The sequence below is a fragment of the Virgibacillus aidingensis genome, assembly GCF_010994035.1.
Lineage (GTDB): Bacteria > Bacillota > Bacilli > Bacillales > Amphibacillaceae > Virgibacillus_N.
Window position 1 is genome coordinate 58,558 of sequence record NZ_WIXN01000020.1, and the last position, 23,467, is coordinate 82,024.

Annotated in this window: 23 protein-coding genes; 11 read left to right on the forward strand and 12 right to left on the reverse strand. The window is 41.3% G+C overall.

Annotated features, from left to right (window positions below; translation table 11 throughout):
• The first annotated feature begins 79 nt into the window (after positions 1-79).
• Positions 80-1,540, forward strand: a complete 1,461-nt coding sequence (locus GHD25_RS15475; RefSeq protein WP_164218478.1) for an APC family permease — start codon at positions 80-82, stop codon at positions 1,538-1,540.
• Between the two features lie 56 nt (positions 1,541-1,596).
• Here GHD25_RS15475 and GHD25_RS15480 read toward each other — a convergent pair whose 3' ends face one another.
• From GHD25_RS15480 to GHD25_RS15490, 3 genes are all read right to left on the reverse strand, one after another.
• Positions 1,597-2,619, reverse strand: a complete 1,023-nt coding sequence (locus GHD25_RS15480; protein WP_164218480.1) for a YheC/YheD family protein — start codon at positions 2,617-2,619, stop codon at positions 1,597-1,599.
• A 521-nt stretch (positions 2,620-3,140) separates the two neighbouring features.
• The gene (locus GHD25_RS15485) at positions 3,141-3,482 is read right to left on the reverse strand and encodes a hypothetical protein (protein ID WP_164218482.1); all 342 of its coding nucleotides are present in this window, start codon (positions 3,480-3,482) and stop codon (positions 3,141-3,143) included.
• Positions 3,479-3,625: a hypothetical protein gene (locus GHD25_RS15490; RefSeq protein WP_164218484.1), complete on the reverse strand. Its 147-nt coding sequence runs from the start codon at positions 3,623-3,625 to the stop codon at positions 3,479-3,481. Before GHD25_RS15490 ends, GHD25_RS15485 begins: the two co-directional genes overlap by 4 nt.
• A 252-nt stretch (positions 3,626-3,877) precedes the next feature.
• On the opposite strand from GHD25_RS15490, the gene GHD25_RS15495 reads away from it, so the two are divergent.
• Positions 3,878-4,963 carry an MraY family glycosyltransferase gene (locus tag GHD25_RS15495; protein ID WP_164218486.1) on the forward strand — a complete coding sequence of 362 codons (1,086 nt, stop codon included), beginning with the start codon at positions 3,878-3,880 and terminating at the stop codon, positions 4,961-4,963.
• Positions 4,964-5,666: 703 nt separating this feature from the next.
• Here GHD25_RS15495 and GHD25_RS15500 read toward each other — a convergent pair.
• The 4 genes from GHD25_RS15500 to GHD25_RS15515 form a co-directional block, all read right to left on the reverse strand.
• A complete protein-coding gene (locus GHD25_RS15500) occupies positions 5,667-6,716 on the reverse strand; it encodes an LCP family protein (protein ID WP_164218488.1) in 1,050 nt (349 codons plus the stop codon).
• Between the two features lie 222 nt (positions 6,717-6,938).
• On the reverse strand, positions 6,939-7,334 hold the full coding sequence (gene tagD, locus GHD25_RS15505; RefSeq protein ID WP_164218490.1) for a glycerol-3-phosphate cytidylyltransferase: 396 nt from the start codon (positions 7,332-7,334) through the stop codon (positions 6,939-6,941).
• Positions 7,335-7,429: 95 nt separating this feature from the next.
• Positions 7,430-8,437: an LCP family protein gene (locus GHD25_RS15510; RefSeq protein ID WP_164218492.1), complete on the reverse strand. Its 1,008-nt coding sequence runs from the start codon at positions 8,435-8,437 to the stop codon at positions 7,430-7,432.
• Positions 8,438-8,736: 299 nt separating this feature from the next.
• On the reverse strand, positions 8,737-9,132 hold the full coding sequence (locus GHD25_RS15515) for a hypothetical protein (protein WP_164218494.1): 396 nt from the start codon (positions 9,130-9,132) through the stop codon (positions 8,737-8,739).
• A 280-nt stretch (positions 9,133-9,412) separates the two neighbouring features.
• Between GHD25_RS15515 and GHD25_RS15520 the strand changes: the two genes are divergently transcribed.
• The 7 genes from GHD25_RS15520 (at position 9,413) to GHD25_RS15550 (ending at position 14,611) form a co-directional block, all read left to right on the forward strand.
• The gene (locus GHD25_RS15520; protein WP_164218496.1) at positions 9,413-9,637 is read left to right on the forward strand and encodes a DUF1659 domain-containing protein; all 225 of its coding nucleotides are present in this window, start codon (positions 9,413-9,415) and stop codon (positions 9,635-9,637) included.
• Positions 9,638-9,671: 34 nt separating this feature from the next.
• Entirely contained in the window at positions 9,672-9,890 is a 219-nt protein-coding gene (locus GHD25_RS15525; protein ID WP_164218498.1) for a DUF2922 domain-containing protein, read from the forward strand.
• A gap of 123 nt (positions 9,891-10,013) precedes the next feature.
• Positions 10,014-10,151 carry a YvrJ family protein gene (locus GHD25_RS15530; RefSeq protein ID WP_164218500.1) on the forward strand — a complete coding sequence of 46 codons (138 nt, stop codon included), beginning with the start codon at positions 10,014-10,016 and terminating at the stop codon, positions 10,149-10,151.
• Between the two features lie 235 nt (positions 10,152-10,386).
• Positions 10,387-10,872, forward strand: coding sequence for a DoxX family protein (locus GHD25_RS15535; RefSeq protein WP_164218502.1), 486 nt, complete (start codon positions 10,387-10,389; stop codon positions 10,870-10,872).
• 369 nt (positions 10,873-11,241) lie between these two features.
• Positions 11,242-12,432, forward strand: coding sequence for a M14 family zinc carboxypeptidase (locus GHD25_RS15540; protein ID WP_164218504.1), 1,191 nt, complete (start codon positions 11,242-11,244; stop codon positions 12,430-12,432).
• A gap of 479 nt (positions 12,433-12,911) precedes the next feature.
• The gene (locus GHD25_RS15545) at positions 12,912-13,967 is read left to right on the forward strand and encodes an LLM class flavin-dependent oxidoreductase (RefSeq protein WP_164218506.1); all 1,056 of its coding nucleotides are present in this window, start codon (positions 12,912-12,914) and stop codon (positions 13,965-13,967) included.
• Positions 13,968-14,044: 77 nt separating this feature from the next.
• Complete coding sequence (locus tag GHD25_RS15550) at positions 14,045-14,611, forward strand: NADPH-dependent FMN reductase (RefSeq protein ID WP_164218508.1); 567 nt, start codon at positions 14,045-14,047, stop codon at positions 14,609-14,611.
• Positions 14,612-15,556: 945 nt separating this feature from the next.
• On the opposite strand, the gene GHD25_RS15555 is transcribed toward GHD25_RS15550, so the two are convergent.
• From GHD25_RS15555 to GHD25_RS15565, 3 genes are all read right to left on the reverse strand, one after another.
• A complete protein-coding gene (locus GHD25_RS15555; RefSeq protein WP_164218510.1) occupies positions 15,557-17,200 on the reverse strand; it encodes an acyl-CoA dehydrogenase family protein in 1,644 nt (547 codons plus the stop codon).
• A gap of 20 nt (positions 17,201-17,220) precedes the next feature.
• Positions 17,221-18,735, reverse strand: a complete 1,515-nt coding sequence (locus tag GHD25_RS15560) for a class I adenylate-forming enzyme family protein (RefSeq protein WP_164218512.1) — start codon at positions 18,733-18,735, stop codon at positions 17,221-17,223.
• 79 nt (positions 18,736-18,814) lie between these two features.
• Positions 18,815-19,243, reverse strand: coding sequence for a MerR family transcriptional regulator (locus GHD25_RS15565; protein WP_276207840.1), 429 nt, complete (start codon positions 19,241-19,243; stop codon positions 18,815-18,817).
• A gap of 930 nt (positions 19,244-20,173) precedes the next feature.
• On the opposite strand from GHD25_RS15565, the gene GHD25_RS15570 reads away from it, so the two are divergent.
• Both GHD25_RS15570 and GHD25_RS15575 read left to right on the forward strand, forming a co-directional pair.
• Positions 20,174-20,938 carry a hypothetical protein gene (locus GHD25_RS15570; protein ID WP_164218514.1) on the forward strand — a complete coding sequence of 255 codons (765 nt, stop codon included), beginning with the start codon at positions 20,174-20,176 and terminating at the stop codon, positions 20,936-20,938.
• On the forward strand, positions 20,928-21,653 hold the full coding sequence (locus GHD25_RS15575) for a hypothetical protein (protein ID WP_164218517.1): 726 nt from the start codon (positions 20,928-20,930) through the stop codon (positions 21,651-21,653). The genes GHD25_RS15570 and GHD25_RS15575 overlap by 11 nt, the downstream gene beginning before the upstream one ends.
• Positions 21,654-21,739: 86 nt before the next feature.
• Here the strand turns inward: GHD25_RS15575 and GHD25_RS15580 are convergent, their stop codons facing one another.
• Positions 21,740-23,053 carry an ISL3 family transposase gene (locus GHD25_RS15580; RefSeq protein ID WP_164218518.1) on the reverse strand — a complete coding sequence of 438 codons (1,314 nt, stop codon included), beginning with the start codon at positions 23,051-23,053 and terminating at the stop codon, positions 21,740-21,742.
• A gap of 1 nt (position 23,054) precedes the next feature.
• Positions 23,055-23,204, reverse strand: a complete 150-nt coding sequence (locus tag GHD25_RS15585; protein ID WP_017186665.1) for a hypothetical protein — start codon at positions 23,202-23,204, stop codon at positions 23,055-23,057.
• Between the last annotated feature and the right edge of the window lie 263 nt (positions 23,205-23,467).

The window sequence follows — 23,467 nt, forward strand, 5'->3', positions numbered from 1 at the left end:
TCTTCTGTTTTCAAGTATAATGTATTAATATATTTTTCGTTAAGTTTATTAACTTTAAGTTTAAAAAAGGAGTCTACACATGGAACAAAGGACCACACTAAAAAGAACATTTAAGCCCCACTGGATATGGGCAATAGCACTTGGCTCATCGATTGGCTGGGGAGCGTTTGTGCAGCCTGTTAATTGGATGGAAACGGCAGGGCCTATGGGTGCTATGCTTGGTTTCCTCATTGGGGCAGCACTTATGATGGTGATTGCTGTAAGTTATGGATTTTTAATTAAAACCTTCCCGGTGTCCGGGGGAGAATTTGCTTATACTTTTGTTAGCCTCGGGCGTACGCATGCATTTATCAGCGGCTGGTTTCTAACCTTGGGTTACATATGTATTGTTGCTTTAAACGCCTCAGCCCTTGCACTTATGTTTAAATATGTTTTTCCGGCTATTTTGGAAAACCTTTATATGTATCAGGTTGCCGGCTGGGATGTTTATTTTGTGGAAATCATTATAGCCACAGCAGCACTAGCTTTGTTTGGGTACTTTAATGTTAAAGGAAGCAGCTTTTCCGGTCGAATGCAATTTGTTTTTTGTATTGTGATGGTTAGTGCAGTAATTGCTATTTTCCTTATGACAGGTGCGCAGCCGGAAGCAGGTTTTAGCAACGTACAGCCTAGCTTTCCAACTGAAACGACAGCGCTTGCTGCCATATTATCCATTGTAGCTATTGCTCCGTGGGCTTTTGTCGGATTTGACAATGTGCCACAGGCTGCGGAGGAATTTAACTTTTCATCCAAAAAAGCATTTAGCTTGATTATTCTTGCGATTGTTTTTGCTGCGGTGTTGTATTGTTTAATGATCTTAGCAACAGCAATGGCAAGACCGTGGGGAGAGTTAGTTGAAGAGGGAAATCTTTGGGGAACAGGAGCAGCAATTCAGGAATTGCTCGGTACAACTGGGTTGGTAATTCTGGTTATTGCACTTACCATGGGTATTTTTACAGGACTTAATGGATTTATTATTTCCACCAGTCGTTTGTTATTTGCCATGTCACGGGCAAAATTTATTCCGGGCGTTTTCTCTAAATTGCACCCTAAATATAAAACCCCCTATATCAGTGTGATTTTTGCAGTGGTTGTATCGATGATTGCTCCATGGTTTGGAAGAGAGGCATTGACTTGGGTTGTGGATATGTCTTCTGTAGGGGTTACCATTGCTTATTTCTATACATGTTATACAGCATTCATTATGTTTAGCTGGAATGAGTCAGGCGAAGGCAATAATAGTAATAAAGTTGTTGCTCCTGTTAAAAAGGTATTTGCAGGGTTAGGTATGCTATCTGGTATTATATTCCTGGGCTTATTGTTAATTCCTGGTTCACCTGCTTTCCTCGGTGTGGAATCCAGAATTGCTTTAATTGCATGGATTATACTTGGCTTAATTTTTTATTTCATTAAACGGAAAGATTTGAATGCCATTCCGAAAGAAGAATTGAGTTATTTGATACTTGGTCGGAAGAAAGCTGGAGTAATTAAGGATAAATAACTTTAGACCAAGAAGGTTGCAGCTCAAAAAACTAAATGAGCTGCAATCTTTTTTTCTTATACGGCTGTCGTTGCCGAGTTATTAGCTAATCTGTTCTTTAGATAATTATAGTAATCAACCTTTATTAAGACAACCTCTCCCATGCCAAATTCAAATCCTGGTCCCAATTCTACTTCAAAGAGATAAGGCTTACCTTCCTGGTCAAAACCTAAATCAATACCTAAAGAAATTAAATTTTGACCAACAAGTTGCTCTATTTTATAGGGCAGCTCCTTTGCTATCAGCTTAATTTCGCCTTTTACTTTTTCCGCTCTATCTCCAAAGTTCGCTTCTAGAAAAGGAGTCAGCATCGATACACTGCCACCCTTAGCCACGTTGGATACAACCTTATTATTACCAATGCGTACTAAATATATGGCAACTTCCCATTTTCCTTCTCCATTTTTTTCAAGTCGTATTCTGCAATCAAAAGGGTATCCCTTTTGATTGGTGGAGGGAATAAATTTTTGCATCACATATTTATTCTCTTTCACATTATCTTTTAAAAACCGCTTGAACTGCCTTGTATTTCTTCTCTCTATTTCATTAAGATACTGGATAATATATTTTCTGCCCTGTCTGGTTATTTTGTAAACATTTTTACCTCTCAATCCATTATTGGGTTTAAGAATAAATTGTTTATGTTGTTTTGAAAAGCCTTTAACCGATTTATAGTCAGTGCAATTCTCATATGGAATAATTAAGTTGGAAAATGTTCCATCTTCCAGGATTTTATTATATATTTTATACTTTGATTTGAATGGTTTATTTATGGATAATGTACTATGCTTCTTTAAAAATTTTATTACCTGTTTATGTTTGAAAACATATGGATTAAGATCTATAAAAGGCGGCACATCCATTTCAACTGTTTTCCACTTACTATTTACTAAGATCTTTCCGTATATTTTTTCTTTTTCTAAATCTACATCGTGAGCATTAAAATAAACTATTTCAATATTATAGTATTGACTGGTCTTCGCAAGCAATTTTACTAATTTATTTGGTTTTTTGTATGAACGCATAAAACCAATTCTCATCTATTTCTCTCCCTGCTGTTTTAATTGTTGTGCGATGTTTATTACCATGGTGGCTTGGTTTATTGCTTATAATACCCTTTTGAAGGCATTAAAACACCTTTGTAAGTAAACTTTTCGCTTTGAAAGAGATTAAAAAGGGGTATGTAAAGATAATGTATATAGATTAAAAGAATGGTAATCATTTAGTAATATTTAAGAAAAAAGGAAGGATATACAGTCGTATTAGCGCAGTTAATACAAGCAAATTGGAATTATATTGCCAACAACGTTTAAACGCTGCCCAAATTATGGTTTACATACTTGGCAGAAGGGTGTAAAAAAAACAGACTTGTTCAGCAAAATTATTAGTGTCAAGGCCGGAGAGAAGCATTTGCATAGGGCTCATTACAACCATATTGTTAAGAAATTCTGTTGAAGCATCAATGATTATTTAACTTCTTATTCTTGCGTCCACACTCAGAAAAAACTATATAAAAAGCTTGCAGCATTTTTTCTCTGCAAGCTTTCCTATAACTTCATTTTCAACTAAACGACTTCCGCACCCCAGTATATCCGCCCTTCGTAATATCCCGCTTTCTCAAATGTGTTTTTTCCTCGATAACATGATAATTCCAGTCCACTGCAAGTTTGAGTTTATAAATTAAATAAATAGTGAGTAACAGCTGAAGAATGGCAATGGCAATGAATAATGCCGGGATGCTTGAAGTGTTAAGTATGATGATTGCTGCGAGTAAAGCGAGAAATAATGTGGCAGATCTAAGTGTGACTGTAAAGATCAGGGATGCCATGGCGATGGCAAAGATATAGGCAAAATCAGATATGAAGCCAGTGCTGACGACTGTTAATAAAGGAAATATGCTCAATGTGTCTCACTTCCTTCTTCTTCGTCCTGCTTCGGCCTGGTGAGGGGCTTATATTTTTCCAGGTCGTATTCATAGATAATGAAACCTGCACCCAGTCCTTCGTTAATCATGCGGTCAACTTCCTGTACAGGCACTTTTTCCATCATGATCACCACCTTCACTTCTATTATCTCATATAAAAGAGGGGAAAAAATTGATTTAGGTCAATTTTCGAAAAAAATTCACAAAGTGAAAAATATGTTGAATTATACTATAACAGGGTATAGGGTAATTGAAGGATCAGGGAAAAAGTAATGGAAATGTAAAATCCAATTCACCGTTTGTACTATACTTTTTTCTTATATGTGATAAAATAGGTTAGGATATTTACCATTCAAACAGAAGCAGGTGTGACCATGTGGAATATAACAGAATTAGTCATTGCCTTTCTCATTTCTGCAACAACTGCATTATTGATAACACCATTGGTAAGCAAGCTGGCCGTAAAGGCTGGAGCAGTTGATAAACCTGATAATAAACGTAAAAATCACAAAGGGGTCAAACCAAGTATGGGTGGCCTGGCCATCTTCATCGGGGCAGCGGCAGGTTATATTTACTTGCAGCCGGCTTCACCGGAAATGAATGCCATCATTCTCGGCGCACTGATTATGCTCATTACGGGAGTGCTGGATGATATTTTTGAACTAAGAGCGCTGTACAAACTGATCGGACAAACAGCAGCTGCTGTAACAGTTGTGTCGTCCGGACTGATTATTGAAAAGCTGACCATTCCTTTTATGGGAACCGTTTTTTTAAATGATGTCGTTGGTATTGCATTAACGATTTTCTGGATACTGGCCGCCTCGAATGCGATTAATTTAATCGATGGATTGGACGGGCTTGCCGCGGGAGTATCCGCGATTGCCTTATCTAGCATTCTAGTAATGGCGGTGATTGATGCTCGTGTGTTGGTAGTATATTTAACTATCATCTTAGTAGGAAGTATTCTTGGATTTCTGTTTCATAATTTTCACCCTGCAAAAATTTTTATGGGTGACACGGGGGCACTGTTCCTGGGGTATTCCATCTCCATTGTCGCGATGCTTGGATTGTTTAAAAATGTGGCCTTCTTCAGTTTTATCGTGCCGATTATCGTCATTGCCATTCCGGTTTTTGACACGATCCTTGCGATCATCCGCAGATCCATGAATAACCAGGGTATTGCCACTGCGGATAAAAAGCATATCCACTATCGATTAATGGATATGGGCTACACACACAGACAGTCCGTATTAATCATTTACGGGTTCAGCATTTTCTTTGGTTTCATGGCAATCATCTTTAACAGTGCCACTTTACTATCCTCACTTGTGACACTGGGAATCATTATTCTTGGAATTCAGCTTATCGCTGAATTGGCAGGCATCACCTTTTACAACCGCCAGCCGCTGCTCGACGCCTTTCGCAGAATGATAGGCATAAGCAAAATTGACCGAATGTGAAACAGCGGGACGATTCTCCTGTTGCAAAAGTAGTGAAGGAAGGCTGCGGAGTTACTATGACTCGGCAGCTTTTTTATATGAATTATGGTGAGTTGGCGCAGGGAGAGTAGATGAAATTGGGACACTCAGGAATAATGCGTTGTTTGGATGAATTGTAACCATGCTGAACGGAGGCAAAAAAGTTAGAATAGAATATACATATTTTTATCAACACAAGTTAATCCATGTTTGTAATCTGGAAGTGTTCTATTTATCAGTGGCATGATGGAGTCCATCGGCGTTATCGGGTACGTTATTATCGATTTTCATGGCAATGACGACCTTGAGCGGTGTCCTCGGGTATGTCATTGTTGGTTTTCACCGCAATGACGTCCTTGATCGGCGTCCTCAGGTACGTCATTCTTGGTTTTCTCTGCAATGACAACCTCGACCGGCCTCCTCGGGTATGTCATTCTTGATTTTCCTCGCAATGACGTCCTCGACCGGTGTCCTCGGGTATGTCATTCTTGATTTTCCTCGCAATGACGTCCTTGATCGGCGTCCTCGGGTATGTCATTCTTGGTTTTCTCTGCAATGACAACCTCGACCGGCCTCCTCAGGTATGTCATTCTTGATTTACTCCGCAATAACGTCCTCGAGCGAGTAAAAAGCGCCATTCGAGTTGAAAATCCAACCCAAACAGCGCTCCCGCTCAATCTTTGAATTAATATTGCCCGGATGCTTCACTCGTTTCTGAAGAACTCTCCGTTTCTGCATTTACCGTGTTGGTAATCTCCAAGTGATCTTGAAGCAGGGATTTCGTTTCATTCAATGCGACTTCATCCAGCTGCCAATAATACGTGTCTGCCGGCTGGTAATCATTGCCTTCCAGTGTCATCGTATCTATTTCTATGCTAGTTCCTTCTGTTCCGTATGCAATAAAGCTTCTCATTTCACCGAAAGTCATATTTGTTGACATGTTCGAACCAACGGCCTCAATCACTTCATCCAGTTTCATTACAGAGCTGACGGAAACGCCTTTATCAACGATGGCTTTAATTAAATCCTGCTGCCGTTTACCGCGTTCAATGTCATTATCGAGTTTTCTTGTTCGGGCGAGGGCCAATGCCTCTTCTCCATTAAGCTCCTGCTCACCCGGAAGCAAATGAATCGCATCGCGCTGGTCCATGGAATTGGATTCGCGGAATTCATAAGGCACCTCTGCCGTGATGCCGCCAAGTGCATCTACAACGTCCACAAAGGCATGAAAGTTAACCCGCACATAGTAATCAATCGGAATATCAAGTAAATTTTCTACCGTTTCCCTTGTAGCACGCGGGCCGCCGTATGCGTGCGCGTGGTTTATTTTTGATTCATATCCCACTTCAGGAATATACACGTAGGAATCACGCGGAATACTTACGAGTTTTACACTTTTATCATCTTTATTCAAAGTGGCAAGCATCAGTGCGTCCGTCCTTGCCGCTTCAATATTATCTCTATGTTCATTTGCGTCTACACCCATGATCAGTATAGAAACATTGTCAAATTTTGGATCGACTTTTTCTACTCTTAAATCGGATTTTTCTACTTCATCTTCTACATAAGCATCCGATAGTACAGCATCCGCCTTCATGTACAAATAGGAACCATAGCCTATAATGCCAAGGAAAACGGCAAGCAATGGGATCAGTATAAAAAAAGCTCTTTTACGAAGTCTGCGCTTTTTTTTCCGCTTCACCATCCGTGTTCTCGTCATATTGTTTCTATCCATTTCGGTTTCTCCTTTAACTTGTTTCCGTTATTCAATAAACCAACTTATATTGTACTATGAATCTCCTAAAACGTAAATGCATTTTTTAATACAATATAGAGACAGTTTGTAAAAATTGAAAAGAATTTGATACAAAAAAACCGCCTATATATTATTAGACGTATGTAAAGAAAAAAAGATTCAAAGATACAGGAATATTGTCGATTTCCTTGCTGCCAATATCTACCTGTCGTGTCGAAATAAATCCTCTTTTATTTTTGTTGTGGATATTCCCCTTGTTCTGGGAAGATAAATGACCTTGCAATATTTTTTCAGATAATCAAATTTCCCTTCCCAGTCATCGCCCATAACAAAAATATCAGCATCATGCCGCCGGATATCGTCAACTTTTTGCTCCCACGTATTTTCGGGAATAATTTCATCAACATAGCGGATCGCCTGCAATACAATTTTACGCTGATCATAAGTATGGTATGCTTTTTTATTTTTCACCGTGTTAAAATGCTCGGTGGAGAGTCCGACAATGAGGTGATCTCCCAAATCTTTTGCCCTGCGCAATATATTTATATGGCCTTCATGAATTAAATCAAAGGTTCCATAGGTAATGACCGTTGTCACCTGAGTCACCTCACATTTCGCGTTACAGCGTTTTATTTGGAGGAAGAGCGCAAACAGGAGAAAGCAGTGTTTCTCCTCGAAAAATACTTGAGACATTAATAAACCGTTTCTCCATCATCCTCAACATAATCACTGATGTCCTGGTGAGACTGCAGATCCAGGTGTCTGCGCAATTCACTGCCAACCAAACTGAGGTTATCCTCTTCCACAATATAATACCAGCCGCCATCATCCAGATAGGTGCCCTCACCGTCAAAATTGATCATCTCAATGGATAAATCTTCAGCCAAGCCATAGCTGACGAAGCTTTGTAAATCTTTAAAGGAAAAATTGGTTTGCATATTGCTGCCGATCGCAGTAATGACTTCTTCCAATTTTAAAATGGAAGAAGCGGAAGTTGCTTTATCGGCAATAGCTTCCAAGATTTCCTGCTGGCGTTTCCCGCGCTCCACATCATTGTCATGGTCCCTCGTTCGTGCCAGCGCCAAGGCTTCCTCGCCATTTACTTCCTGGTAACCCGGAAACAAATGAATGGAATCCCGCTTATCCCGGGAATCGGATTCCTGAAACTCGTATGGAACATCAACCATAATGCCATCAAGGGCATCCACGACTTCAACAAACCCATCAAAATTCATTCTTACAAAATAATCGACAGGAATCTCGAGAAAGTGCTCCACTGTCTCCATGGATGCACGGGGTCCCCCATAAGCATGAGCATGGTTGATTTTTGAATGATAGCCCACTTCCGGAATATATACATAGGTATCACGGGGAATGCTTAATAATTTAATGGATTGATTGTCCCGATTAAATGTAGCAAGCACCATGGCATCTGTCCGGCTCACTTCTTCATCCCGATGGGCACTGTTGTCCACACCTAAAAGCAGCACCGATACATGATCTTCCACCGGGTCCACTTTCTCCTCCCGCATGTCTGAGGTCTCATTTTCCCGGCCGGTATCATCGTAAGACTCGGTAACCAGGTCCTCGGTTTTATTATACAGATAGGCAGCATAGCCGGCAGCTATACTCAGCAAAAAAATGAGAGGAATCCCAATAATCAGTATCCACTTTTTCAGCCTGCCCTTTTGTTTAGCCATAGTACGAACACCTCAGTTAATCTTATGCCTATTTTACAGATAATTATGTAAAAAGTATAGGGAATTGTCGTTTTTCATGGAGAGTGGAAATATAGGAAGAAATAATTGGCTCATTTACTACTATACCCAAAAAAGGGAAGGCGTAAAAAGTGGAAAGGGGAGTTAGGATAAAGCTTGCTTTGTTTCCTGGTAAGGTACTGCTGTGGAAATTTATAATCACAGGGCGCGCGCAATTTGTCGACTCGTGGGAACCGCAGCTAATGGCGATCGGAAACGGATTAAGAACGATAGAGACCACATCAAAATCGATCGAAGTATGGGTGGAATCGATCGAGAGCACCAGGAAATCGATCGGGGTGGCACCAAAATCGATCGAGAGCAGCAGAAAATCGATCGAGCCCGCCCAAAACCGATCGAGAGCACCAGGAAATCGATCGAGCCCGCCCCAAAATCGATCGAGAGCAGCAGAAAATCGATCGAGCCCTCCCAAAACCGATCGAGAGCACGAGGAAATCGATCGAGGTCGCACCAAAATTGATCGAGAGCACCAGGAAATCAATCGAGTCCGCACCAAAATCGATCGAGGTCGCATCACAATCGATCGAGAGCACCGGGAAATCGATCGGGGTCGCATCAAAATCGTTCGAGAGCACGAGGAAATCGATCGGGGTCGCATCGAAATCGATCGAGCCCACCCCAAATCGATCGAGAGCACCAGGAAATCAATCGAGCCTGCACCAAAATCGATCGAGGTCGCACTAAATCGATCGAGGCAGCCGCCAAATCGATCGAGCCCCCACCAAAACTGATCGAGACCATTCCCAAATTAATTAAAACTTTCACCAGATCAATTAAGTCAGCCTTCCCAAATCAATAGAGACAGACCGAACTAAGACATTTTACTCAAAAAAATTATCTATATGCTACCTTTTGCCCAAATCACACGATTGTATGGGTGAAAGGGAGGTGAGATATATGGCAATTCAGGAATTAATGTCATCTTCATTGCAGCTGGTTTTCAGTGAGGGTATTGATGAAAGCTCGGGTGAGCCGATTTACAAAACAAAAACCTTCAACAATGTGAAAACTACAGCGGATGCAGATCAATTGTATGCGGTGGCCACGTCTTTGGCTGCATTGCAGGAGTTTCCACTCTACAATGTTCACCGCAGGGACAGCTCTGACATTTATGCAGAGTAAATTTTGCTGAATCTAAAAGAAAGGAGGTAGGATGATGGCTAAAAAGCTGGAACTTCGCTTCGAAAATTACGACGGAAAAACAGTGACTTATTCTCTGGATAATCCTGTTGAACCAGTAGACACAGGTGACGTGAATGCAGCAATGGATGAAATCCTTGCTCAGGATGCGTTTACTTCAAGCGGCGGTGATCTTGTTGCCAAGAAAAGCGCCCGTCTGGTTGAACGGACTGTAGAAGAAATTGAGATTGATTAATCATAAAGACCAGTGGCCCGGCTGCTGGTCTTTTTTCACACTTTGCTGCAGGAACGATATTTTCCATTCTATATTGGCAGAGGCAAAAAATACAATTCCCATTTAAAAAGGATGTGAAAAACCATGGAAACCTGGATATCTTTTTTGACAGAGGTTGGCTTTCCGATTGCGGTCACCTTTTATTTATTGCATCGTATTGAGGGAAAGCTGAATTTGTTAATTGAATCCATTCATGCATTGCCTGATAAAATGAGAGATTAGAAAACTTCGGCACTGCCGGAGTTTTTTACATACCAATATTTTCAGGCTGGAAATAGGAAAGAATGTTTTTCACTATGGCCGGCTTGTAAACGTTCATTAAATCTTCATACCTTTCATTAAAAAGTTTGACGTACGTCAAATTTTGAACAGAAAGACCGTGCTACACTTTATTTAAGGAAATATTCCAATCCATAATGTGAATTTGTTCACAATAAATTATAAAGGAGCTGGTCTTATGTTCATCGATTTACTTAGAAAAAACAGAATCATTGCGGTTCTGCTTGCCATATTGCGGATCTTTATTGGGTATCGCTGGTTGGCAGCGGGTTTATCCAAAATTCAAGGTGGCTCGTTTGAAGCAGGTGGCTTTATCCGGGCAGCATCGGAAAATGCGGCTGTGCCGGAATGGTGGGCAGGATTTTTACAGGCGGTTGCTTTGCCGAATGAGGAAATCTTTTCATTCCTTGTCATGTGGGGAGAGCTTTTAGTAGGAATCGCGCTTATTGCAGGGATTTTCACCAATTTTGCTGCGCTGATGGGAATTACGATGAATTTATCTTTTCTGTTCAGCGGGGCCGGTATGATGGATGCACAGATGGCCATTCTGACAATATTTATTGCGATAGCGGGAAGCAATGCCGGCAGATACGGGCTCGATCGATGGCTGATTCCGTTTCTTAAATCAAAAACATTTAATAGAAAACTTTCTCCGCAGCTTTAATTCATGAGGCTGATGCCAGACAGACCGGGAAGGGGTTTTAGAGAAGGCATCCTGATAATGGGTGTCTTTTTTTTGTTACATAGCTGATAAAGGCAGGAGAATTTTTCATCAGCTGTGAAAAAAACCTTATTCCATAGTTATCTGTTTTTACATAGCCCCCCTAAAAGTAATGCTTCACTTATAGGCCATTGGCATTTGGCGGATAGGAAAAAAGATACTTATTGGCATCAAAATTTATTTTCTTAATTAGGTCTCATTAACGAATTTTGTAGTCCAATTAGTTCAATTTCATATTTTCAAAAGGGAATTATTCCAGCGGGGTCGAATGGGTTTATTGAAAGAAAATAATTAAATGGAGGGTATATCATCATGAAAAAAAGAAGGAAGCTGGCGTTGGTCGGCAGTGCAGTTTTATTATCTGTCGGGATATTAATGCCGGGTAATACTCCGGTAGCGGAAGCGTCACCGGCAAACGTTGTCAACATGCCGCCGGTATCAGGCTTTATCGACCACGAGGAACTGACAAGAGAGCTGCATCAGCTCGAAAGAACAAGCCAGGGTAAGGTGGACGTGGAAGTTGCCGGGTATTCCAATCAGGGCCGGGAAATCTATAAGGCAACAGTAGGTACAGGAGACAAGGTGGTACTCATTCAAAGTGAAATCCACGGCAATGAAAAAGTAGGAACGCAAGCCTTGTTGGAAGTGCTGAAACGCGTCGGCCGTAATAATTCCCCTGATATGCGACAGCTGAGGGAAGAATTAACCATCGTGGCGATCCCGATGATGAATGCGGATGGTTCAGAACTAAACAGAAGAGGAAACGAAATGACATGGGATGAAGTGGTGGAGAGATTCCCGAACCTGGAAAATGCGTCCCCTTCATGGAATTATTACACCTATGTCAATGAGTATTGGGATTATGAATCAAATCCGGGCTTTGACGTAAACCGCGATTTTAATCCTGATTTGGATTATACCCCGCAGCCGGAAGATTTCCCGGGAAGTTCATCGCAGCCGGGATGGTATATCACACCGGAGTCGCAAACTGTAAGAGATGTGTATAAAGATCTGCAGGAGGAATTTGGGGAAGTGGATGTATTTATAGATCTGCATCACCAGGGAGAATATGTAATTGATGGCACTGACGACCCTGTTACGCTATCCCTGTCCGGCGTATTTGTTCCTGATCCTAGCACGGAGGAAGGCGAAAAATACAGTGAGTATGCTGATCAGTATGATGTGGAATTCTCCAAGCAATTAAATGTTGCTGCCTATGAGGCACTGCAGCAAAGAGGCAACTCGCCATTTGGAAATATTTCATTATATCCACAGGATTTGGATTTACCAGGTACAGCACTTGGAACGTTTGCTTTAAATGGAAGCGGCGCCGTCATTTTTGAAATAACCGGACAGACGCAAAGCTTTGGACAGAAAAAGATGGGTCAATTAAGAAAAGCAACGGAATTGGGGCTTTTCGGTATCCTGGATAGTCTGGCAACCGGAGAAGTTTATGACATCGATGCAGACAGATATCATGATATACCGGAAACAGATAGATAAATAGATGCTTTTATTGGAGCAGCATGCTGCCTGTTAGGCTTCGTTTAATAGTTTTATGGATTAGTTGGGGAACACGCACTTTGAGGTGCATGTTCCTTTTTTTTGCATTAAAAAAGTGACGTGTTAACTGGAGTTGAAATGGAGGAGGAGATTTTTATGCGGGAGATAGGCGGCCTTGTGCCAAATTGCCCGGATACGGAAAAAGCTGTCCGGAAGCGTGGAAGGTTGCCCGAAACCGCGTGAAAAGTCGCCCGGGATTCACCTCAAGCCACCTCTTACCCTTAATCCGCGTAATATTTTTACAAACACATAACATAATGCTTTCACTATAAGAGAAGAAAATGTGTAACTTTTGCCAACCTTATGGGGCAGGCCAGAAAGATTCTCCACGACAAAGCATGTATTTTGGAAAATCACATGTAATACTTTATAATGATTACGAAAAGTAATTATTAATTTTCGTCAAAGGTTGTGTATGGATGGAAAAGTATCGAATAGATAAAAATAAACCGATGGAGTTTGGATTATATACGCTCGGTGATCATTTGCCCGACCCTGTGAATGGCGGGCGGATTTCTGCGGAACAGCGAATTCATGAGATAATCGAGCTGGCGCAGCTTGCGGAGCAGGCGGGCATCGATTTCTTTAGTGTCGGGGAGAGCCATCAGGACTTTTTTGCGACACAGGCGCATTCCGTTGTGCTGTCCGCCATTGCCCAGGCAACGGAAAAAATCAAGATCTCCAGTTCTTCCACGATTGTCAGCACCCTGGATCCGGTGCGGGTGTATGAGGATTTTGCGACCATTGATTTAATTTCAAAGGGCCGTGCGGAAATCATTGCAGGCCGTGCATCCCGCGTTGGTTTGTACGATTTGCTTGGCTATGATCTGAATGATTATGAAGCATTATATGAAGAGAAATTCGATCTCTTATTGAAAATTAACGAACAGGAAGAGATCAATTGGGAAGGGGAGTTCCGTGCGCCTTTAAAAAATGCCAGAGTACTGCCGCGCCCGCAAAATGGCTCCATGCCGATCTGGCGTGCAGTTGGAGGAACCCCGACGAGCGCCATCAAAGCGGGGTATGCCGGTGTGCCAATGTTCCTTGCGCATCTCGGCGGTCCGGTCTCAGTTTTCAAAAGGTCGATTGATGCTTACCGCGAGGCAGCCAGAATGAACGGGCATGACCCGGATGAATTGCCTGTTTCAACAGCAGGTTTTCTGTACGTGGCAGAAACGACACAGCAGGCACAGCGGGAATATTATCCACATATTAATGAAGGAATGAAACTGACCAATGGCAGAGGATTTCCAAAACAGAACTTTGCCCAGGGCGCTGACGTGCGTGATGTAATGAATATTGGCAGCCCGGAATTAATCGTGGAAAAACTGCTTTATCAGTACGAACAATATGGCCACCAGCGTTTCATCGGACAAATGGATTTCGGCGGCGTGCCATTTGACCAATTAAAGAAAAACATTGATTTGATTGGCACAAAAATACTGCCTGAAATAAAAAAACATACAGCGAAATAAACTGCGGAGTGAGACCCGGAGAGGTTTTCAGAATGAAGGGCAAAACCTGTAAATAGGGGGACCCAAGGAGGAATTACATGAAAGTGGTAGGATTATCCGGTTCCAATGTGGGATCGAAAACGAGAACGGCGATGAATTACGTCATGAAGGCAATTTCGGAAAAATATCCGGAAGTGGACACCACCTTCATCGACCTCGCTGATTACGATGTCCAGTTCAGTGATGGGCGCAATTATTTGGAGTATGAAGGAGATACGGGATATGTGGCCAAAACGATCATGGAAGCTGATGCCATCATCATGGGAACGCCGATTTTTCAGGCATCCATCCCGGCAACCTTGAAAAATATATTTGATCTGCTTCCCGTGGATGGCCTGCAGGATAAGGTCGTGTCCATGCTGGTGACCGCGGGATCTTCCAAGCATTATCTGATTGCCGAGCAGCAATTGAAACCGATACTGGCATACATGAAAGCACAAATCGTGCAGACCTATGTTTTTATTGAGGAAAAAGACTTTTTGCAAAAAGAAATTATTAATGATGATGTATTATTCCGGATTGACCGCCTGGTGGAAGATACGGCAATTTTGACGGAAACGTATATGAAAGTGCGGGAAGCAAAGGAAGCCGAATATGGATTTTAGTTGGAAGGAGGCTGTATCGTGCAGTCTCCTGTTTTTAATTTTTGTGATTTTTTTGGGACGAGGGGACAGGTACCTTGTCCCAATTGCTCGGGGATACAGAAGGACAGGTAACTTGTCCCACCATTACTCATGCAGGTACGGACTGGGTTTGAGGCATATTTTGAACAGCAGTCAATATTCGGCTTTTTTCCAGGCAATTGATAAAGAGGGTTAGTTCGCTGGAGAAATTTTATCATTCAATTTACTTGGTGTGGGCTTTCAAGTATAAGGAGTGCGGATATTTCTTCGATTCTGTCCATAAGATGGCTGGTCAAGTCCAAAGAGCGTGGATATTTCGCTGATTCTGTCCACGAGAAGAGTTATCAAGTACAAGTAGCGCTGATATTTCTTCGATTCTGTCCACGAGATGGGTGGTCAAGTACAAAGAACGTGGATATTTCGCTGATCCTGTCCATGAGATGGTCTATCAAGTCCAAAGAGCGTGGATATTTCGCCGCTATTGTCCATGAGACGGTCTATCAAGACCAAAGAGGGCGGATATTTGGTCAATTTTGTCCATGAGACGGTCTATCAAAGCCACAGGTCGCTGATATTTCGTCAATTCTGTCCTTGAGACGGTTTATCAAAGCCACAGGTCGCTGATATTTCGCCGCTCCTGTCCTCGAGACAGCTGATCAAGCCCAGTCAGTACGGTATTTTCTCAGTTATGTCCATGCGATAGCCCGTCAAGTGCATCGTTTAATTTCTGCCGTGCATGTAACTAAAGTGTGTGGTATCAAGTATATTTCCAATAGCATTTTCTCCAGTATACTAGCAGGAAAATGCTAAAACCCTTTGTATCACCAAGATGACAAAACAGACCAAACACAGCTGGACGACACCAAAAGACTGCTGGACTGAAAAAAGGGATGATCATTCCTTGAAACAGAAGGATCATCCCTTTTTCTATCTGTTAATTTCTTCAAATTTTGCAATCGCCGGCGGTGTTTCTACTATAGCATCATGCTCCCAGACAGAATGAAGAAATACTTCTGACACTGCTTTTTGCCTGTTATTTCCGTGATCGGTCATTTCCAGGGCAACAACACTTTCAAAAACTGCAGCCATTCCTTCAGCGAGTCTTTTCGTATAATAGGTTTGCATTTCAGGGGAAAGTTTTTTCACCTGATTAATTTGCTTCTCAAGCTTATCCAGCTCTGCCTTCACCTTATCTTTCCAGGCACTGTCTGCTACACCATCCAACCTTCCACTCAATTCCTCTGAGAAAATTTCATCCGCATTGTATTTCCCAATCAATCGCAATACTTCCAATCCCAAAATATTTGCGGTCCCTTCCCAGACGGTGAGTACCTGGGCATCCCGGAGCAGCCTGGGCGTAACAAAATCTTCAATGTAGCCATTGCCGCCATGCATCTCAATCGCCTCATGGGCAAAATGGATCGCCTGCTCTGCACTTTCCTTTTTCATGATGGCGACATACAGCCGGAACAGCAGCTCCTCTTCGGCGGAAGCGTTCCTTTCCGTCCCCATCACCCGATCCATCAGCTCAATGACTTCAAACAGTGCCTGCAGCTCCACTTCCTGTTTTGCTGCCAAATTGCTCAGTGTTTCTTTGACCATCGGGTAGGCAGTCAGTTTATTGCCAAAAGCTTCCCGCTCCATCGCATAATTCCGTGCTTCCAAATAGGCACGCTTCATGATCCCGAGTGATGCCACGGCATTGGACACTCGCGAAAGATTCAATGCTTCCATCATATAGTAAAAACCGCGCTCCGCCTCGCCGACCAAATATCCTTTGGCACCTTCAAATTCTACTTCCCCTGACGGCACGGCCCTGACACCCAGCTTATCCTTCAGGCGGCGAATCCTTAGTTTGCCTTTTTGCCTATTTTCCTCCCATGGAACGAGAAATAGGCTGAGTCCCCTGGTGCCGGCCTGTGCGCCATCGATCCGTGCAAGCACCATGGCAACTCCGCAGGCTCCCACATTACTGGCAAAATATTTTTCCCCGCTGATTTCATAATGATCCCCCGTTTTCACGGCTTCCACTTCATTTGCCCCGACATCCGAGCCGCCCTGTCTTTCCGTCAAAAAGGTCGCCCCTTCGTAAAGTTCCACTTCACCTGTCGAAAGCACATGCGGCAAAAATTTCTCCTTTAATCGAGCGTCTGCATAACGGTCGATCAGGTAGGCGGTTGCCTTGCTTAACGTAACAGGGCAGTAAAAGCCCGGCTCGGCGTGGGAAAGCAAATATCCCTGGGAGAAAGCGTATACATAATTTCCAATCCTTCCGAGCTCCGGTATTTCCTTGTGCAAATAGCCGACAATTCCCGTGTCATAGGTTTCCTGAATTGTTTTCCGGTAACCTTCATTCAGCCAAACCCGTGAAACCTCATTCCCCATTTTGTCATAGCGAACAAGCTTTGGTTCTCCTTCCCTGTCGGTATGTACCGCCCTTTCATCAATCGGTCCGGCACATAACCGGCCAAATTCCTCGAGATTCCTATCTGCGTACTCGAAAAAATCTGCAGGCAGTTTTTCTTCAAGCAGCCGTCTCAATGTCTTATCTTCCGTGTAAAAATTACGCATTCATATTCTCTCCCATGCTGTTATGATTTCACCTGTTCTCTTAATTGATTTTTCAAAAGCTTGCCTGTTGCATTCCTGGGAAGCGCTTCCAATTCCTCGTATAATTTTGGAATCTTATAGGAAGCCAGTTTGTCCTGCAAAAATTCCCGGCATGATGCTGCCGGATCTTCCATTTCACCTTCAATGACAACGAATGCCTTCACCGTTTCACCCCAATCCGGATTTGGCACTCCGACAACAGCACAATCCGTAATTTGCGGATGGGCAAGAAGCTGATCTTCAATCTCTTTTGGATAAATATTCACACCGCCGGAAATAATGATGTCTTTCTTCCGGTCAACTACCCAATAAAACCCGTCCTCATCCTGTTTTGCCATGTCTCCGGTATAAAGCCAGTCACCGCGGAGGGTTTCCGCAGTTTTCGCGGGATCTTTATAATATCCCTTCATGTTTCCTTCACCGCGTAAAATAATTTCCCCGACTTCTCCCTGCGCGACGTCCTGGCCATTCTCATCGACTATCCGGATTTCACAATGCAAGGCACTGCGTTTTCCAATGCTTCCCGCTTTTGTGTCGTGATCCTCAAACGTAAGCAGGGTGCCGCTTGGTCCGGCCTCCGTCAGACCATACACACACATTAGCCGGTCTGTCGCAAATTGCTTTTTCACAAATTTCACTTCCTGTGTGGATAGAGGCGCTCCGCCGTAGACCCAGTATTTCATGGACGATAAATCAAATGATTCTATTTTTGGGTGCTTTGCGCTGGCCAGATAAGCAATCGGCGCACCGAAGAAGTGGGTGATTTTTTCATTCTCCACTGTGCCAAGCAATAAATCGGGGGTGAAAGTCGGTACAACCACATGAGCGGCGCCCACATAGATTCCCGCTGCCATAAATAAATGGAGTGGTGCAGAATGGCTGAGCGGCATAATATGCAGCACACGGCTTTCCGGTTTCATCTCCATCTCAATTGCAATCATGCCTGCCACGGTCAAAATACTTCGATAAGTAAACACGACCCCTTTCGGATCCCCGGTTGTGCCGGAAGTATATAGTATAGAAGCTTCATCATCCTCTGTTAAATCACATGAAATCTCGTCAGGACTGCCCCCGGCAATCAGGCTTTCCAATGACAGCCAGCCATCGGTTGCTTCCCCTGTTTTTATAAAAGTCCTGCTGCCATCGTTGCCCAGGTTCCGCACTCCCTCAAAAAGCATCTCATGGGTAACAAACATTTTCGCATCGCTGTGATCCAGGATATAGGCAACTTCATGCTGGACAAGCTTCGCATTGATGGGAACAATTAGAGCCCCAAGCCGCTGTACGGCAATATACGTGTATAAAAATTCCTTTGTGTTTGGCATATGAAGCACGACTTTATCCCCTTTTTGGATGCCGAGCTTCTGCAGACTGTCAGCCAGTTTATTTACTGAAGTGTGCCAGTCTCTATAGGTAATACGGTCTGTCGGTGTAACAATCGCTTCCTTCGCTGAAAATTTTCTGGCCTGATGTGCAAGCAAGTCTGGTAAATTCATTTTTTCTACCTCCAATGTGGTTATTCTTTTGGAAAACTATTTGGCATAAAGGCTTTTCATCCTGCTGCTGCGTCTGACTTCACCGGTTCTCAACCTCGGAGTTATCTTTCGTTTTGTTTAACCTCTCTTCAAAATCCTTCAGCATTCTCTCCATTTCACCGCGAATGGCCGCTAATTCATCAATCCGCTCGGTCACCTCCTCGATCTTTTCCCTGCCATATTCGATTGTCCGGCGCAGCTGCTTTTTCCCGGATGGGTCCACATCGAACAGTTCGATCATCTCCCGGATTTCATCGAGACTGAATCCATATTTTTTTCCGCGGAAAATAAGACGAAGCCGGGTTTTCTCCCGCTTGCTGAAAATACGCTGGCCGCCTTCACTCCGCTTTGGGTGAAGCAGGCCCAATTCCTCGTAGTAGCGAATGGTTCTTGTGGAAATATCAAACATTCCCGCCAACTCCGAGATCGAAAACGTCTCACTTTCCGGGTGCCTGGGGCTGCGGTACAGTGGTTCCTCGTCCCACCGAAAAGATCTGTCACTCCCCGAAATAGCTCGGTTTTTGTCGAATCCCTTCATACTATCCAATCCCGTATTTCTTTCCTTCCTGCTCATGGAAAAACTCCTTTATGGTAATTTTCCAACAATTATACTATAACATTGACGTTAACGTTAAGTTCAAGGGTGCATGAAAATGGCTGTACCCTTCTAATAAACGTTCCTGTCTGTTTTTGCACGTTAATAAAGTATAAATTGCTTACTGTGGAGTGGGTTCGAGGTAGCTGAAACTTTTAAGTCTATAAAAAACGAACGGATTTACCAAAAGAAGAGCAAATGCGGGTTTTTCTAAATAATTTTGGGTCTTCGGAATATATAGTGGAAAAGGGCTTATAATTCACCCTTCTTCAATTTCTTTAGAAATATGGAAAAACGAATACCAAAGTTAACTAAATTCCATAAAGATGCTCTTTCGTTATAGATGAATTATGAAAAAAATATCCAATATACTTTAGAAGTTAAAAAACTATAAAAAAAGCATTTAATTTACTTTTCTATTCATCTACCCATATAGTTATAGTAAAGTTTTAGTTCAAAAGCCTTCTGTTGCAATACCTAATGCAATGTATAATTAGTGCGAATCTAAATATAAATTGAAAATTTGAATAAAAATTAAATAAAAAATAGTACATTATATCTATTAAATTAATGGGATTTTTTCCGATATTAAAAAAAATATCTTTTTAAGGAGGGATATTACTTATAGCTTTATAATGACTATTATATTTGTTGTAGTTGTAAGTTAATCAATTCCCAAAATTTTGAAAGGTGGTACTCAAAATGAAAAAGTTTATTTTAATATTTCTTGTAACTTTATTAATGTCCCCAATTGCTATTAGTGCGGATACGAGCACCCCGGATCAAGTATAAGATGCCATAGAATTGCCTAGAAACGATAAGACCGATAGAACAATGCCGGAGAAGAATCACCTAACTGAAATCAACTCAGATACTGACAGTAGAGTTTATAAAATTGAGTTAGGAATGAACCCTACAGAGAAATTAACTATTGTATCACAAAAAACCTATGACATAGTGATAACTGATTCGAATGGTAATACTATTATACAAAGAAATGAAATTGGCGAGGAAGGTAGTAGACAAGTAGAATTCCCAACTGACAATTATGGTGACTATTACTTATTCATCACACCTTCAGATGATGGGAGAACCCAATATCCCTATAGTTTAAGAGTCATAGTTGGGGAACCTATTTATTTATATTATGGAAATGAGTACCAAATCAATCTTCTGAATTCGTCTTTAACACCTACTAACACTACCAGTAGGATACAATACTTTGATTTATCAGACATAGATTCTATACCTGAAGGCTCGATATTAACAGGCTTTACAGTGGGGGGTACTGAAGTTAACCGATCTTCTCTTAGCCTTTATAGTATAAAAAGAAGTTTGAGACCTAATTCTAGCTTAAATTGGATAGATGCAACCTATCCTTTATATAGCCCTAGTGATTTAGATGTTGCACCTAAGAGTGATCAAATCTTGGTAAAGCAGGGTTGGGCATTTAGGCATTCTGCCGACTTTTATCCAGGCGAAACTGCTACCTATACTTTAACTCCAAAGATTACTTTAGATTATAAAATAGAGATGAAGCGAGGTTTGAAAAGGTCAAATGGTCTCTAGTATTCAAAGATTACTAAATAATTATTTTGATAAAAGTAATGTCCAACAACAAAATTTCCGTAACACAGTTTCACAATCAGTAGAGAGAACTGATGGTGTTCATTCTAATAAGAATGTAGAAATATATAATCCCAAAACTAATAAAGTGAAATACAATGATAAATCTATTTCACCACGGTTACAGGTTGACAGAAATTACAATTTAACTATTGAAGAAAACAAAGTATACAGTGTGGATACAGATTATGGATTGATAAACTATCAATTTAATAATGATTCAAATTCAAGTTACGTTCAAACACTGCATTACGATAATCAAATTAGTAATGAGAAACGTGTCCATCTAGAGAAAAACAGGCAATTTTTAACTCATTTACAGACGTTTGCAGAGACTGGAAGAATTAATATTATGTATACTGCAAGAGAAGCTAGTGAAGTACTAGAAGGATTTAATAGATTGGGAATCAATACCGAAGAGCCTTTCACTATAAATAATAAACCGACAAGATATAGGATCGATCCTTCTGGTGTTATTCATGAAGTTGATCTTGAGAGTAGAGGAATGAAAGAGAAGGACTGGAGAAAGTTTGGACATGATGAAAATACTATATTTATAATTCAAGGTAAAGAGTACAAAATGGACGAGAATGGTCAACTTCCTTTACCAAAAGATTATGTCCATAAACATGAGCAAGTACAAATTATTAATAAATAATGTTCAGTAACATAATATTTCTAGCACCCTGAAATTTATATAGGGTGCTTTTTTCTTGGATTTTCGGATTTATGGTGGAATGGAACTTATAGCTCTCCCTTTTCCAACTCCTTAATAAATGTGGTGAAGTCGATACCAAAGTTATCTGAAACGTTGTGATCTGTAACGTGGTCAAACATATTTGGTAAAGCATCGTAAAAAGCATTTTTATTAAAACGAGGTTTCCGCTTTTTATGAAGCTTTTCGTTGAATAAAATTTTTGCCCTTAAAGAATCGAAAGAATATCCTTTTCCCAGTCGTTCAACATGACGTATAATGCTATTTATAGACTCTGTATATGCGTTAGTAAGTCTTTTATCAAAGTGATTGAATATTTCTTCATTCCAATTGTCTACGGCTCTAACAAGGTCTTTATAAGCATCTTTAACATTACTGGATACACAACGCTGACGCCAATTTATATATCGTTTTTCTCCTTCTTGTGAACTTGGCGTATCCCATATCTTATAGAATTCTTCTTTGAGTTCATAGGCTTCCTTCAAATCAGGAATATTTCCATGCCAAGTTTCTAAAAGTAGCAATTCACGGTCGATTAGATCGTGCCTGCGTTTGAGAAGTATAAACCTATCACGCATAAGTGTTCTTCTTCCTTTTGGTGTCATATTAGTTCTTAAAGATTTCCTAACACTATCCAAGGCTTGATTTGCCATACGGACTACATGAAACTTATCTACCACCACTTTAGCGTGTGGAAGGACGATATTCACTGCATCTTTGTAAGGTTTCCACATATCCATTGTGACGTATTCGATATAAGACCTATCTTCAATCTCTAAAAGACGTTTAATGACTGTATCCTTGTTACGATCCTTTTTGATGTCATAGATAGTTCTCCGTTCGACGTTGGTAAGTACCAGACGAGGTTTACGAATGATGTGTATTTCATCTATCCCAAGCCATTTAGGAGTCTCAAATTGGTATTCTCTTTCTTTAAATGCCGCATAGTCCTTAAAGACGTTCCTAACGGTCTTCTCGTCAACACCAACGCTTTCTGCGACTTCTACAAAGGTCTTAGACATTGACTGCTCTTCAATGGATTCTAACAGCCTTCTGGTCATACTACGCTTTTCGTCAATGGATATAAGACGTTCCCAAAAGGTCGAGTCACACTCACGACACTTATAACGTCTACGGTTCAATTGTAAGCCAACTCGCTTTAAACGAATGGGCAAATCCATAATCAATTGTTTTCGTGAGCTGTGCTTATATAACTTGTCAAAACCACATTCTGGACAACGTTCTGGAGGATAGATTGCTTCCACTTTAAACATCATATCGGTTTCATTCTCTTGTGGTGGTTCGATTGCTGTAAGATCTGGGAGGAATAATAAGTCGTTCATATTACACCTGAACCAACTCTGGATTTTGATAGATATTACCAATAATTTTTAAATTGCATTCAAGTGTCTTATCATCCACATATTGTACTTCATTTGTCATATGCCAATGTGAGTACAAATTTATCCAAGCACGAAACTTAAACTCTCTCATTACCATCACTCCTATCATTTGATAGGTTAATTATACCAATAAAGGATAATGATATTCCACTAAATAATCCGATTTATGATTAAATTGTTGTTAAACTATTAAACTGGGTTTTCCACTATATATTCCGAAGACCCATAATTTATAAAGAATGAAAGGCACCATTTATGCTATTCTAGAATGAGAGTATATACAAAAGAAAGACCTGCGGTAGTATGTCAAGTAAAAAATAAATAATTATTTATTTATCAAGGTGCAATTTGTTG